General features: G+C 40.7%; 12 protein-coding genes and 3 pseudogenes. All 15 read right to left on the bottom strand.

Annotation, left to right across the window (positions count from 1 at the left end; genetic code table 11):
• Positions 1-4 precede the first annotated feature (4 nt).
• The 15 genes and pseudogenes from hisIE to sucD all read right to left on the bottom strand — a co-directional run bounded on the left by hisIE (position 5) and on the right by sucD (position 13,621).
• Positions 5-604, bottom strand: a complete 600-nt coding sequence (gene hisIE / locus N8A86_RS18610; RefSeq protein ID WP_273566734.1) for a bifunctional phosphoribosyl-AMP cyclohydrolase/phosphoribosyl-ATP diphosphatase HisIE — start codon at positions 602-604, stop codon at positions 5-7.
• Positions 605-680: 76 nt separating this feature from the next.
• Positions 681-1,436 carry an imidazole glycerol phosphate synthase subunit HisF gene (hisF, locus tag N8A86_RS18605; RefSeq protein WP_273566733.1) on the bottom strand — a complete coding sequence of 252 codons (756 nt, stop codon included), beginning with the start codon at positions 1,434-1,436 and terminating at the stop codon, positions 681-683.
• 90 nt (positions 1,437-1,526) lie between these two features.
• Complete coding sequence (locus N8A86_RS18600; RefSeq protein ID WP_273566732.1) at positions 1,527-1,877, bottom strand: four helix bundle protein; 351 nt, start codon at positions 1,875-1,877, stop codon at positions 1,527-1,529.
• A 101-nt stretch (positions 1,878-1,978) separates the two neighbouring features.
• The gene (locus N8A86_RS18595; RefSeq protein WP_273566731.1) at positions 1,979-2,497 is read right to left on the bottom strand and encodes a DinB family protein; all 519 of its coding nucleotides are present in this window, start codon (positions 2,495-2,497) and stop codon (positions 1,979-1,981) included.
• Positions 2,494-3,219: a 1-(5-phosphoribosyl)-5-[(5-phosphoribosylamino)methylideneamino]imidazole-4-carboxamide isomerase gene (gene hisA, locus N8A86_RS18590; RefSeq protein WP_273566730.1), complete on the bottom strand. Its 726-nt coding sequence runs from the start codon at positions 3,217-3,219 to the stop codon at positions 2,494-2,496. Before hisA ends, N8A86_RS18595 begins: the two co-directional genes overlap by 4 nt.
• On the bottom strand, positions 3,216-3,632 hold the full coding sequence (locus N8A86_RS18585) for a GNAT family N-acetyltransferase (protein ID WP_273566729.1): 417 nt from the start codon (positions 3,630-3,632) through the stop codon (positions 3,216-3,218). Before N8A86_RS18585 ends, hisA begins: the two co-directional genes overlap by 4 nt.
• Positions 3,632-4,212 (bottom strand): annotated as a pseudogene (gene hisH / locus N8A86_RS18580) (imidazole glycerol phosphate synthase subunit HisH). The gene N8A86_RS18585 and the pseudogene hisH overlap by 1 nt, the downstream one beginning before the upstream one ends.
• Positions 4,212-5,346: pseudogene (gene hisB, locus N8A86_RS18575) on the bottom strand (bifunctional histidinol-phosphatase/imidazoleglycerol-phosphate dehydratase HisB). Before hisB ends, hisH begins: the two co-directional pseudogenes overlap by 1 nt.
• Before the next feature lie 31 nt (positions 5,347-5,377).
• Entirely contained in the window at positions 5,378-6,430 is a 1,053-nt protein-coding gene (hisC, locus tag N8A86_RS18570; RefSeq protein WP_273566728.1) for a histidinol-phosphate transaminase, read from the bottom strand.
• 46 nt (positions 6,431-6,476) lie between these two features.
• The gene (hisD, locus tag N8A86_RS18565) at positions 6,477-7,760 is read right to left on the bottom strand and encodes a histidinol dehydrogenase (protein ID WP_273566727.1); all 1,284 of its coding nucleotides are present in this window, start codon (positions 7,758-7,760) and stop codon (positions 6,477-6,479) included.
• A 52-nt stretch (positions 7,761-7,812) separates the two neighbouring features.
• Positions 7,813-8,667 (bottom strand): ATP phosphoribosyltransferase, encoded by an 855-nt coding sequence (gene hisG / locus N8A86_RS18560; RefSeq protein WP_273566726.1) that lies wholly within the window; start codon positions 8,665-8,667, stop codon positions 7,813-7,815.
• Between the two features lie 303 nt (positions 8,668-8,970).
• On the bottom strand, positions 8,971-9,786 hold the full coding sequence (locus N8A86_RS18555) for a prohibitin family protein (protein WP_273566725.1): 816 nt from the start codon (positions 9,784-9,786) through the stop codon (positions 8,971-8,973).
• 13 nt (positions 9,787-9,799) lie between these two features.
• Positions 9,800-11,827 (bottom strand): VWA domain-containing protein, encoded by a 2,028-nt coding sequence (locus N8A86_RS18550; RefSeq protein WP_273566724.1) that lies wholly within the window; start codon positions 11,825-11,827, stop codon positions 9,800-9,802.
• A 71-nt stretch (positions 11,828-11,898) separates the two neighbouring features.
• Complete coding sequence (fabG, locus tag N8A86_RS18545) at positions 11,899-12,645, bottom strand: 3-oxoacyl-[acyl-carrier-protein] reductase (protein ID WP_273566723.1); 747 nt, start codon at positions 12,643-12,645, stop codon at positions 11,899-11,901.
• Between the two features lie 104 nt (positions 12,646-12,749).
• Positions 12,750-13,621: pseudogene (gene sucD, locus N8A86_RS18540) on the bottom strand (succinate--CoA ligase subunit alpha).
• Between the last annotated feature and the right edge of the window lie 72 nt (positions 13,622-13,693).

Here is a 13,693-nt window from a genome sequence, read left to right as displayed (position 1 = left end):
TAGGCTATCTATGTCGCTTCTGAAGCTCGGCCTCGATGTCTTTTAGGGTAAATCCTTTTGCTTGAAGTAAAATCAGGTAATGAAATAAAAGATCGGCACTTTCGTAAAGAAAAAGTTCGTCATTGTTGTCTTTTGCTTCGATAACGGTCTCGACCGCCTCCTCGCCTACCTTTTGTGCGATTTTATTAATTCCCTTTTCAAAAAGGGATGCCACATACGACGTATCGCCTGAACCGGCGGTGCGTCTTTGTTCTATTACTTTTTCCAATTGTGATAGGAATCCGAAGTTAGAAGTGTTTTCTTCATTCCAACAGGTATCGCTACCGGTGTGACAGGTCGGCCCAACAGGGTTTACGGAAATCAGAAGCGTATCATTATCACAATCGTTTTTGATATCGACGAGATTTAGAAAATTGCCGCTCTCCTCCCCTTTTGTCCATAACCGTTGTTTACTTCTACTGTAAAAAGTTACTTTCTTGGTTTCTTGGGTTTTTGCCAGAGCCTCTTCGTTCATGTAGCCAAGCATCAAAACGTTTTTGGTTGTCGCGTCTTGTACGATTGCAGGGACTAACCCATCTGCATTTTTATTGAAGTCTATTTTCATACTATGGTTGTTCGTTGATGGTTAATGGTTGATGGTTATTCTCGAACAACCTTCAACGAAAAACTATCAACTATTTTTAGATTCTAACTGGAATTCCGTTATCCCGTAAGTTTCTTTTCAAATCGTTTATTTCTATTTCCTTAAAATGGAAAACACTGGCTGCTAGGGCCGCGTCGGCTTTTCCATCGATAAAAGTATCGGCAAAATGCTGCATATCTCCCGCTCCCCCGGAAGCGATTATCGGAATGTTCACATCCTTGGACAAACGCGCCAATGCCTCATTGGCAAATCCGTTTTTGGTGCCGTCATGATCCATAGAGGTAAACAGAATTTCTCCAGCACCGCGCTCCTCGACTTCCTTGGCCCATTCAAACAACCTACGTTTTGTGGGCACCTTCCCTCCTACCAAATGTACGATCCACTCCCCATCGATTTGTTTGGCATCGATGGCAACCACTATGCATTGCGATCCAAACTTGGCCACCAAATCATTGATCAATTGCGGATTCTTGACAGCCGACGAATTAATGGAAACCTTATCGGCTCCGTTCTTCAATAAAATATCGACATCTTCCACAGAGGAAATTCCACCACCAACGGTAAAAGGAATATTGACCTTTTCTGCAACGTGATAGACCAGTTCGGCCAAGGTCTTTCGTTTTTGTTCGGTTGCCGAAATATCGAGAAACACCAGTTCGTCGGCCCCTTCCTTGCTATAGATTTCAGCAAGTTCTACAGGGTCGCCGGCGTCTCTGAGGTCAAGAAAGTTGATGCCTTTTACGGTGCGGCCATCTTTGATATCTAGACAAGGAATAATTCTTTTCTTGAGCATATTTTAAAGTACTAGGTTAGAGGTCCGAGGTCGGAAGTATAGAATATCATAATAAGATTGACTTTTCGAACTTCTTGACCCAATGCCTTTTCATTTATTATTCTTTCTTACCGTTTTGATAGATGCCACCGTGATCGCCAAAAGCTCATTGCCCTCTTTTATCAATCTATTGATTTCTTGGTGATTTGAATCCATCACTTCCAAAAAAAGTTCCAGCCAATATGTACTTTCGTCAGCTTCTTCTTCAACAATCTTGAGTTTATTTATAAAATCAGCAGAAGATTTAGCCCTTTGCGATGCACGATAATTAGCTCCAACTGAGCTTGAACTTTTAATCAACTGTCGAACCCAAGCATCATATTCACGGGATTTCGGAATCTTAGTACAAGGTCTCCAACAATCAATAGCAAATCTTTTAGTTCTGGCTTTTAAATCTTGCACAACAATATATTCAAATTTGGTAATTCATACTTCTAAGCCCCAATTTGCTTTTATGGTAATTCGTATTTAATACCTCGTACCTCCAATTTCGTACCTCGTACCTAACTTTTATTTTTGGCATTAAGATCCAGGCCATCATAAAACCCCAAATCCTTGTTTTTCAACACTTTGACCCAAAACGCGATTTGGCCCGTGTGGTATGAATAGTGCTCCACTACGTGCATAATGATTCCGATTCCTGAAAAAGAAAATCCCTGTACGGACTTGCCTTTTAGCAATTGTTCTTGGGAAGCATCGAAAATGACCCGTTTGGCCGTATCGACCGTTTTCTCTAGCTTCTTAAGGAGTTCCGATTTGCTTTCACCTTCTTTTATGGAGAATTCCAGATCACGATTTCGAATATCTTTTGTTTCTCCCAAGGAGGAAATGACATATTGTGTAATATTACCACATAAATGCAAAATTAGATTTGCGATACTGTTCAGGGATGCATTGGGTTTTTGCCAAAGTTCTTCTTCTGAAATTTCGGTCAAACTTATACTTATCATACGGGTGCTTTCATCTAAACGGTACAAGGCGTTTTTTACCAATTCTTCCCTTAAAAGATCTTCTTTGCTCATTTCGCTAGTATATAGTTTTCCAGTTGTTTTAAACTGATTCGGTTTTCATAAATCGCTTTTCCGATGATAGTACCTTCACAACCCATTTTTGCCAGTTTTGGAAGTTCGTCAAAAGTGGATATTCCGCCACTGGCTATTAGCTTAATTTCGTGGCATTTCTCCAAAATTCGTCTATATAAATCAAAGGAGGGGCCTTCCAACATCCCATCTTTACTGATGTCTGTACAGATTACATATTCAATTCCTTTTTCCTGATAACCAAGAATAAAAGGAATCAGCTCTTCTTGCGATTCTTCTTGCCAACCTGAAACGGCCACTTTTTCATCCATGGCATCAGCGCCTAAGATGATTTTCTCCGTACCGTACGATTCGATCCAACGGATAAAGGTTTCTTTATCCTTTACGGCAATACTACCACCTGTAATCTGTTTGGCGCCACTTTCAAAAGCGATACGCAAATCATCATCCGTTTTTAACCCACCACCAAAATCGATTTGTAAATTAGTTTGGGCGGCGATTTGTTCCAATACCTTATGGTTGACAATATGTTTGGACTTTGCCCCGTCTAAATCCACTAGATGCAAATACTGGATTCCGTGCGCCTCGAATTCCTTTGCTACCTCCAAAGGATTTTCGTTGTAAATCTTTTTCGTGCCATAATCTCCCTTGGAGAGACGCACACATTTACCGTCGATGATATCTATTGCGGGAATAATTCTCATTTCTTTTTCCTTAGCATCCAGGTTTCGGGATTGGGAATTTCCTCAAAACCAAACTGTTTATACAATTCATGAACGTCATTCGTTCGTAACCCTATTCCGTTTACATTTATCAATTCATGATGGTTTACAATCGTTTCAATTAAATACTTGCCTATACCCTTTCCTCTATATTCCTCATCAATAAATGCATCCATGAGCCAAGCAAAAACAACGAAGTCCGTTGCGATCCGGGCAAAACCTATTTGTTTTTCATCCGATGTAAATACTCCAAAACACAATGAATTCTCGATGGACTTCTTTACCAATTCCATACTCCTACCCTTTGCCCAATAAGCCTGGTTTGATAGATAGTCATGAATGAAAGCAATATCTAACTTGGATTTATCAGATGTTATGTAGATACCGTCTATCATCACATATTCAAAAAATTCCTTAAAATATGTTCTCCGGTAGTACCGCTCTTTTCAGGATGGAATTGCGTTCCGTAAAAATTATCTTTTCCCAATGCGGAACTGTATTTAACGTGATAATCAGTTTCAGAGATAGTCTCATCGCACAAACCCGCAAAATAACTGTGTACCATGTATACGTGTTCATTTTCGGCTACATCCAAAAAAGTTTGGATTTCAGATTCGAAACGACATTCCATCCCATATGGGGAACTTTGACATCGTTTGAAAAGCGAACCACGTCCACATCGAATATTCCAAGTCCTTCAGTATTTCCTTCCTCAGAACGGTTGCACATCAATTGCATGCCGAGGCAAATGCCCAATACCGGTTGTTTCAAAGTAGGGATAAGATTTTGCAAGCCTGTTTCTCGAAGCTTTTTCATCGCCGAACTGGCCTCTCCGACCCCCGGAAATATAACCTTATCCGCTGAACGGATTTCCGCAGCGTCATGGCTCAAAATAGCTTCGTAGCCCAATCGTTGTATTGCGAATTTTAGGCTTTGGATGTTGCCAGCCCCGTAATCTATGATGACCAAGTTCATTATAACATGCCTTTTGTAGATGGAAGAACCATCTTTTCAACATCCTGTTTCACAGCCATTTTAATGGATTTCGCGAACGCCTTAAAAATCGCCTCTATTTTATGGTGTTCGTTTTTGCCTTCGGCCTTAATGTTCAAATTCGCTTTTGCCCCATCGGTAAAGGATTTAAAAAAGTGGTGGAACATCTCCGTAGGCATATCGCCCACCTTTTCACGTTTGAAATCGGCTTCCCAAACGAGCCAGTTCCGGCCTCCGAAATCTATCGCCACTTGGGCCAGGCAATCATCCATTGGCAAACAGAAACCATAGCGCTCGATACCCAATTTATTGCCAAGGGCTTTGCTAAATACTTCTCCCAGAGCAATCGCGGTATCTTCGATAGTGTGGTGTTCATCGACTTCCAAATCACCGTCAACATTGATTTCCAAATCCATTTGACCGTGGCGGGCAAGTTGATCTAGCATGTGGTCGAAAAATGCCAATCCGGTTTTGATATCACTTTTTCCGGTGCCATCTAAATTCAATTTGATTTGAATGTCGGTCTCATTGGTTTTCCTTCGAATTTCCGAAACTCGATTCTCCAACTTTAAAAACTCGTAGATTTTTTCCCAATCATTGCTTTCCAAAGCGATGTGATTGTCAAGTTCATCTCGTTTTACGGTTATTTCCCCATTGCCCAAATTCGTTTCATCATTGATGAAAATTCCTTTAGAACCCAAATTTTTGGCTAATTCCATATCAGTTAAGCGGTCACCGATTACGAAAGAATTCTTCAAATCATAATCCTCGGAAAAGTATTCGGTCAACAATCCGGTCCCTGGCTTTCTGGTATCGGCATTTTCCGAAGGAAAGGTTCTATCTAAAAAAACTTTATCAAAGACAACGCCTTCATTCTCGAAGGATTTCAAGATGAAATTATGAACAGGCCAAAAGGTTTCTTCTGGAAATACATCGGTGCCCAATCCGTCTTGATTGGTAATCATGACCAATTCATAATCAAGCTCTTTTGCAATCTTACCCAAGAAGGAAAAAGCCTTAGGGTAAAATATCATCTTTTTCAAAGGCATCGATTTGCTCATCGACCGTTTCTTTGATAATAGTACCGTCGCGGTCTATAAATAGTACTTTTTTCATCTTAATTTTAATCATGATTCCTTAATCAAGTTCAAGACCCAAGGTTTTGAAGTGCATTTACTAATTTTATGTTCTCATCTGGTGTGCCTATCGTAAAACGTAAAGTATTTTCACATAATGGCTGGGTACTTCTATTTCTAACGACTACCCCCACTTTCAATAATTGATCATAGCGTTTATCGGCATCATCCACCTTCACCAATAGAAAATTTGAGTCGGAAGGATAGACTTCTTTCACAAAACCAATCTTTGGCAGTACTTTAATCAAAAGTTTCTTTTGTTCCAGTATTTCCGACACCTCCGATTTTATCCGTAATATATTGGAAACCCTTCGCAGAGCCCGTGTCTGAGTCAATTCATTGACATTGTACGGAGGTTTTATCTTATTCAAGATGGATATAATTTCTTCAGAAGCAATACAGATACCCAATCGAATCCCCGCCATACCATAAGCTTTTGAAAGGGTCTGGGTAACCACTAGGTTCGGAAAATCGGATAATTTTGAAATCCAGCTTTGTTTTCCTAAGAAATCAATATAAGCTTCGTCAATGATTACCAAGCCCATAAAACCTTTCAGTAATTCCACAATAGCAATTTCGTTAAAACTATTTCCCGTGGGATTGTTCGGAGAGCAGATAAAAATCATTTTCGTGTTTTTATCCACTTTGCTCAATATTACATCCACATTTGGTTGGAAGTCGTTCGTTAGTAGTACTTCGCAGTTTTCAATGTCATTAATGCCCGCTAATACTTTGTACATTCCATAGGTCGGTGGTAACGTAATTATATTGTCAACTTTTGGTTCGCAAAAGGCTCTGAACAACAAATCCAAAACTTCATCGCTTCCATTTCCCAAAAGAATATTTCTTGTATCTATTTTCTTTTGTTCGGCCAAAACGGACTTCAAACGGCGCTGCTGAGGATCCGGATAACGATTGACTCCATTGTCGAACGGATTCTCATTGGCATCAAGAAAAACCATCTCCGACCCATCTGAGACGTATTCATCTCTCGCGGATGAATAGGGTTTCAGACCTTTTACGTTCTCTCGAACCAGGTTTTGTATATTGAAATTTTTGCTCATTGTCCTCTCCCTAGCCCTCTCCGAAGGAGAGGGAACAAATTTGTTTTTATTTTATACTATTCAATCTAAGTGTCACTGCATTTTTATGGGCTTGCAAACCTTCTGCCTCGGCCATTAATTCAATGGCAGGGCCAATTTCTTGAATGCCTTGTTCGGTAATTTTCTGAAACGTCATACTTTTCAAAAAACTATCAAGGTTTACGCCACTGTACTGTTTTGCATATCCATTGGTCGGAAGTGTATGATTCGTGCCCGAAGCATAATCACCAGCGCTTTCAGGAGTGTAATTGCCTATAAATACGGAACCTGCGTTCATGGTATTATTTATAAAAAAATCCTCATTTTCGACACAGATGATATAGTGTTCCGGACCGTATTCGTTGATTAGATCAATTGCTGTCTCATCATCGTCTACATAGATTAATTTACTATTGGCTATGGCCTTTTCCGCGATTTCTTTGCGCGGCAATTCTTTAAGTTGATTTTCTACCTGAGTTTCTACAGCATCTATCATTTCCTTGGATGTCGAGACTAAAATTACCTGACTATCAGTGCCGTGTTCGGCTTGGCTCAACAAATCAGAGGCCACAAAACTGGCATTTGCGCTATCATCCGCCACGACCAATAATTCGCTGGGGCCAGCGGGCATATCAATGGCCACTCCATGCTTTGTCGCTATCTGTTTTGCAACCGTAACATACTGGTTGCCCGGACCGAATATTTTATATACCTGAGGAATGCTCTCAGTGCCGAAAGTCATCGCTCCAATGGCCTGTATGCCACCGACCTTGAATATTTTGGTCACCCCGCATAGGTATGCGGTATATAATATAGCGGGATGTATTTTCCCCTCATCGTACGGCGGCGTGCAGATAATGATTTCATCGCAGCCGGCAATCTTTGCAGGAATCGCCAACATTAAAATTGTCGAAAATAAAGGTGCCGTTCCACCGGGAATATAAAGCCCTACTTTTTGAATCGGTCGTTTTTCTTGCCAACATCGAACCCCGTTTACAGTCTCAACTTCAACAATATCTGTTTTTTGGGCGATATGGAATTTTTCAATATTACTTTTTGCCAATTGAATGGCTTTCTTCAATTCATTTGAAACCCCTTTTTTGGCATCTTCAACTTCAGATTTTGAAACCAACAAGTCATCTAACAAAATACCATCGAACTTTTCGGTATACTTTTTCAAGACACTATCGCCACCTTTCATTACCTCGTCGAAAATGCCATCCACTATCACTTCAATATCGGCTACGGTTCGGGTGGACCGTTTTAAAACGGACTGCCAGTCTTCACGTTTAGGATTGTATATTTTGTTCATTATCAGTACTTTAATATAGATTCCCGCCTACGCGGGAATGACAAGAAATTAGTTAGAGTACCATTTTCTCAATTGGGCATACTAAAATACCTTCAGCCCCTGCTTGTTTTAACTCGTCTATGACCTCCCAAAATTTGTCCTGATTGATTACAGTGTGTACCGAACTCCAACCTTCTTCGGCCAGTGGCAACACTGTGGGACTGCGCATTCCCGGCAACAATTCAAGAATCGCGTCCAATTTGTCATTTGGGGCGTTCATCAACACATATTTTGATTGTCGCGCCTGTAACACGGACTTTATCCTAAACTGTATTTTCTTTAGTACTGCCCTTCTTTCTTCGGATATTTTTGGGGAAACGGCCAAGACCGCCTCACTCTTCAACATGACCTCGACTTCCTTCAGGTTATTTTTAAAAAGGGTACTTCCGCTGGAAACGATATCACAAATGGCATCGGCCAGACCAATATTAGGAGCAATCTCTACTGAACCGCTAATGATGTGCAAATCTGCCTTAACTCCTTTTTTCTCCAAATAGTTCCGCACCGTATTCGGATAACTTGTTGCAATACGTTTTCCTTCAAAATCTTTGACCGAATCATATTTTACTGACTTCGGCACGGCTAACGAAACTTTACATTTTGAAAAGCCTAACTTTTCCGCAACTTCGATATCTTCTCCTTTCTCTATCAAAACATTTTCGCCAATAATGGCAATATCAACTACGCCATCTCTCAGGTATTGTGGAATATCGCCGTTACGGAGGTAAAAGACTTCCAGTGGAAAGTTTCTGGAATTGGCTTTCAACTGATCTTTTCCATTGTCGATGGAGATGCCGCAATCTTTTAAGATTTTGAGCGAATCTTCATTGAGCCTCCCGGACTTCTGTATGGCTATTCTTATTTTCATAAAACTAATTTTATTGTCATTTCCCTGAAGAGGGAAATCTCATAATAATTTTCAACAGATTCCCACCTTCGTGGGAATGACAGTAAACATACTAATTAAAAAACCCGCTTGATTTCTCAAACGGGTCGTAAATTATGTTGTAATACTACAATACATTTTTACCTCGCTTGAGCGCAGTGGTAAAAATGATGATGTGTATTGTTCTTTCTCATTATGGTGTAAATGTAAAACTTATTTTCAATTCTCAAAAGCTAAATATCTCTTTTTATAGATAGGTCTGAACTATGCTCGACCTGATAGGGATTAGTTATTGCCCAAAATAAGAGGTAGACCAGCTTCTCCACCTCCTACGATAACGACTTTAGCATTAGGAGATTTCGATAGCTCCAAGGTGGCGTCGATGCCTTTGTCTTGAAGAATTTTATCGGTCAAGGACGCGCTTAAAATTCTATTCGCGTCGGCCTTACCTTGTGCCTCGATAGTAACTTTTTCAGCTTCCTTTTGTGCGGTGACAAGGCGAAATTCGTATTCCAATGATTCCTGTTCCTGTTTCAACTTACGTTCTATAGCCTCCTTAATGGTTGCGGGCAAGGTAACATCTCGCACCAATACTTCGTTCAGTTGAATATATTGGCCATCCACAATTTTTTTGGTTTCCTCGAAAATCTCAGCTTGAATCGCATCTCTCTTACTTGAATATAATTGTTCTGGGGTATACCGGCCAACAACGCTTCGAGCAGCGGAACGAATTGTGGGTAGCAACACTCGTTGAATATATTCAGTGCCCTTCTCTTGATGCAATTTTCCCAGAAATTCCCGTTTTGGTTCGAACCATGCGGAAGCGTCTAATTTAATCTCCAAGCCGTTGGATGACAATACTTGCATTTTCTCAAATACTTCTTGCTGACGTACTTCGTAAATAAAAACCTTGTTCCATGGTGCCACAATATGAAAGCCTTCTCCCATAGGTGGTTCGTCGGTCACGACACCGCCTCCAAAGGTCTTATAAAGTACGCCCGCTTCACCCGATCCAATGGTGACAGCGGATTTAGATATTAAAATAACCAGCGCGATCAATACGAATATCACTGGTAATGCAATTTTTGGTAATTTGTCCATTTTGTATAGTGTTTTAGATTAGTCCGTTATATTTTCTGATAAACCATTCAAGGGCAAGTGCAGCTGTAATTATACCCAACAGCCATCGGAAATCGATTAAAGATACGACATTTTCAGCGCCTCGCTGTATTGGTCTAAAGCGCTCATCATTTTTTACAAATTGAATCAGGGAGTCTATCTGGGATGGGAAAAATAATGTCCCCCCCGTGTTGTTCGCCAATAATCCCAATTTTTTGTATTCACTTGATGCAAACTGTTGTTCAATGTCAAAATCGAGAATGGTAAAACTTCCTGATTTCGAACGGTTCTCGCTTTTTTCAGTTACCGTAAAATTGTACTTGCCCGCTTCAAGACCAGCTAGATTTACTTCGTAATAAGTTCCTTTTAACAGCATGGGAATTTCTTTTGAAACCTCATCATCGGTTCCCTTTAGTTTTATGGAAAGATTAGCATTGGAATCAAATACAAAAGCTTCATCGAAATAGCTAGCTGAAATTTTGGCACTGTTACTTCCTTCATAAATTGATTCGTAATCAAGTTGCAGTCGTTCCTTTGATTTGTTGTCGGACAGATACAGTACCAACTTTCCAACAAAATCATCAAAATTTTTGAAGTCCTGATGCTCGCGATAACTTTGCATTCTCCATTTCCAAAGGTTTTCACCAAAAACGAAAGCCTCTTTTTGGATATTATTCTGGGCCACGAACATTAGTGGGCTTCTCATTTCGGCTCCCCGTATCTTCATATTCATCAAAACATCCAATCCACCATAACTACCAACAAGTCCACCATCACTATTGAGGGGTGGGTATGCCTGAAAAGAGATTTCTGAAATGTCATACTTCGTAAAACCTGAATTCAATTGTGGTGAAACTTCTTGAACGATTCCGTTGTCCTCGAAATCATATTTTGTTTGAACCCTGCTCAAGAAATTCCAATCTGTATGTGTGCCACATACTGTGAACGAATTGGCATTTCTTTTTTTAATGTAATCGTATACCCCGTTGAAAGAAGCATTGGGTTGATATAAAATAAAAAGGTCAACATCATCCAATTCTTTTGCGGATACTTTCGGGTTCAAAACCGAAACCGATCGCTGCTCATTACTTTCAATGGCCTTTGTGAGGGCACCGATATCGGGATGCAACATATCGGAAATAATGGCTACATTGGTTTTCTCATCGATGACTTCAACGGCGATATTTTTCTTATTGTTTAACGTATTTCGCTCATTATCCACCTGTGAAACTACTACTTGAATCGATTTTGGTCCTACAGAACTGGCCTCTAACAACGTATTCAGAATTTTGGAATTGTTTTGGTTCGAAAGGTTAACCCGCTCTTGATGAACCTGTTTTCCGTCGATGGAAATAGATACGTTTGACGTGATATTGCGCTCCCCATTATAGGCAACGTAGATCTCAATTGGAAACTTATTTTTCAAAAAAGCATAACGGTTCGCATTGACCTGGTCTATACGCACATCTTCATATTGAGTGGTATCGCCCAATACCACGGGGAAAACCGGCATCTTATTATCTCTTTCGTAAAATGCATAATCTTGGCCAAGTGTCTGATTTCCATCCGATAGCAGAACTATCGCTGTATTGGAATTCGCATAAATATCATATAATGATGAAAGGGCTCCGGTGATATTGGTATTCCTCCCTGAAAAACTCAAGCTATCCGAATTTTTGAGAATGTTGGAAAAGCTATAGGTCTCCACCTCAAACTGATCGGATATACTTTTGTTTGCCATTAATGAATTCGTAACGTCCGACAGAACATCCTTCTCCTTTGCAACGGACGAGGAGTTATCGGAAAGTAAAATCAGATTTGGTTTTTCGAGGGTATATGTTTGTCTCGTAAACTTCGGATTGATCAAGAGTAAAAACAGACCGAACAGCGCGATAAACCTAAGAAAAGAAAGTATGACAGAGAGATTACCTCTTTTTTTGGTACGGTAAAAGTACTGAAAAATTACAATCCCCAAGGCCACGATTACCGCAGCGATGATAAGTAGGATTGTACGGGTTTCCATAAAGGTATTGTCAATTTAAGTGTAGACCGAGTAATGTTTTAATCTGTATGCCACTAGCGAACAACTCGGTATTAGGTAAGCATTCCTCCATCAACATTCAAAACTTGCCCAGTCACGTAACTGGATAGATCAGAAGCAAAGAATAAGCAGGCATTGGCAATATCTTCGGGCGAACCTCCTCTTTTCAAAGGAATACCGTCACGCCAGCTTTGAACGGTCTTTTCGTCTAATTTAGCAGTCATTTCCGTTTCGATGAATCCAGGGGCTATGGCATTGCAACGAATGTTTCTTGAACCCAGTTCCAAAGCGACCGATTTCGTGAACCCAATCATACCGGCCTTCGAGGCCGCGTAATTGGTCTGTCCGGCATTACCCTTGACCCCCACCACGCTGCTCATATTGATAATAGATCCTTTTCGTTGTTTTAGCATGGTTCGCTGAACCGCCTTGGTCATATTAAAAACAGACTTTAGATTGATCTCGATTACGGAATCAAAATCTTCTTCGGCCATACGCATCAACAAATTGTCCTTGGTGATACCTGCGTTGTTAATCAAGACATCGATTCCGCCAAAATCCTCTAAAACTTGCTCGACCAATTTTTCGGCATCCGTGAAACTCGCTGCATTACTCTTATATGCCTTTGCTTTCACTCCCTTTTCAGTGAGCTCTTTTTCCAAGGCCAAGGCCGGTGCCTCGCTCGAACTATAGGTAAATGCCACATTTGCGCCATGGTTTGCAAATACTTGAGCTATGCCCATTCCTATACCCCTACTTGCTCCTGTAATGATAACATTTTGTCCTTCTAGAAGTTTCATCGATTCGTCTTTAGTCGGTTTTACCTCAAATATAAGTTTTGTTTCAATTAATGGCTAAAAAAATCCCGCTGAATACGGGATTTTACAATTGTTTTAACAGGGTATTATCCCATGACTTCTTTTACTTTTTTTCCTATTTCAGCTGGTGAATCCACCACATGAATACCATGTTCTCGCATAATTTTCTTTTTGGCTTGGGCGGTATCATCACTTCCGCCTACGATCGCTCCGGCATGTCCCATAGTTCTTCCCGCAGGTGCAGTTTCTCCGGCGATAAATCCGACCACCGGCTTTTGCTTCCGCTGGCTTTGTACCACTTTGCGGCATCGGCTTCTAACTGACCGCCGATTTCGCCGATCATAACCACACATTCCGTTTCAGGGTCATTTATCAATAATTCAACGGCTTCTTTGGTGGTAGTCCCTATAATCGGGTCTCCTCCGATACCAATGGCAGTAGTGATTCCTAAACCCTGTCGTACCACCTGATCGGCTGCCTCATAGGTCAAAGTACCTGACTTTGAAACAATACCAACATTTCCTTTTTTGAACACAAAGCCTGGCATGATCCCAACCTTGGCTTCTCCGGGAGTAATTACACCCGGACAGTTTGGACCTATCAATCTACAATTTCTATCCTTGATATAATTCGAAGCCTTGACCATATCGGCAACGGGAATTCCTTCCGTTATTGTTATGATCACTTTAATTCCAGCATCAGCGGCCTCCATGATCGCATCTGCGGCAAAAGCAGGTGGCACGAAAATAATCGTTGTGTCGGCACCTACTTTTTCAACCGCCTCCTCGACGGTATTGAAAACTGGTCTCCCTAAATGTTCTTGTCCACCTTTGCCTGGCGTCACTCCGCCTACAACATTCGTTCCGTATTCTATCATTTGCTCGGCATGGAAGGTTCCTTCACTGCCTGTAAAACCTTGCACTATAATTTTGGAATCCTTATTCACTAAAACGCTCATGGGTCAGTTATTCATTATTAAGTTAAATGGATATTTAGGTCTCTTTTATCCTAATATCTCAAGTTTTGTTAT

Source organism: Maribacter halichondriae (assembly GCF_027474825.1).
Classification (GTDB): Bacteria; Bacteroidota; Bacteroidia; order Flavobacteriales; family Flavobacteriaceae; genus Meishania; species Meishania halichondriae.
Note: the sequence above shows the minus strand (reverse complement) of the source record. Positions and strands in the feature narration are given on the sequence as shown.

What these genes read in the sequence shown, in the direction of transcription:
- hisA (WP_273566730.1), bottom strand. Translation starts at nt 3,219, where the DNA reads ATGAGAATTATTCCCGCAATAGATATCATCGACGGTAAATGTGTGCGT.
- hisG (WP_273566726.1), bottom strand. Translation starts at nt 8,667, where the DNA reads ATGAAAATAAGAATAGCCATACAGAAGTCCGGGAGGCTCAATGAAGAT.
- hisIE (WP_273566734.1), bottom strand. Translation starts at nt 604, where the DNA reads ATGAAAATAGACTTCAATAAAAATGCAGATGGGTTAGTCCCTGCAATC.
- hisD (WP_273566727.1), bottom strand. Translation starts at nt 7,760, where the DNA reads ATGAACAAAATATACAATCCTAAACGTGAAGACTGGCAGTCCGTTTTA.
- N8A86_RS18595 (WP_273566731.1), bottom strand. Translation starts at nt 2,497, where the DNA reads ATGAGCAAAGAAGATCTTTTAAGGGAAGAATTGGTAAAAAACGCCTTG.
- fabG (WP_273566723.1), bottom strand. Translation starts at nt 12,645, where the DNA reads ATGAAACTTCTAGAAGGACAAAATGTTATCATTACAGGAGCAAGTAGG.
- N8A86_RS18585 (WP_273566729.1), bottom strand. Translation starts at nt 3,632, where the DNA reads ATGATAGACGGTATCTACATAACATCTGATAAATCCAAGTTAGATATT.
- hisC (WP_273566728.1), bottom strand. Translation starts at nt 6,430, where the DNA reads ATGAGCAAAAATTTCAATATACAAAACCTGGTTCGAGAGAACGTAAAA.
- hisF (WP_273566733.1), bottom strand. Translation starts at nt 1,436, where the DNA reads ATGCTCAAGAAAAGAATTATTCCTTGTCTAGATATCAAAGATGGCCGC.
- N8A86_RS18550 (WP_273566724.1), bottom strand. Translation starts at nt 11,827, where the DNA reads ATGGAAACCCGTACAATCCTACTTATCATCGCTGCGGTAATCGTGGCC.
- N8A86_RS18555 (WP_273566725.1), bottom strand. Translation starts at nt 9,786, where the DNA reads ATGGACAAATTACCAAAAATTGCATTACCAGTGATATTCGTATTGATC.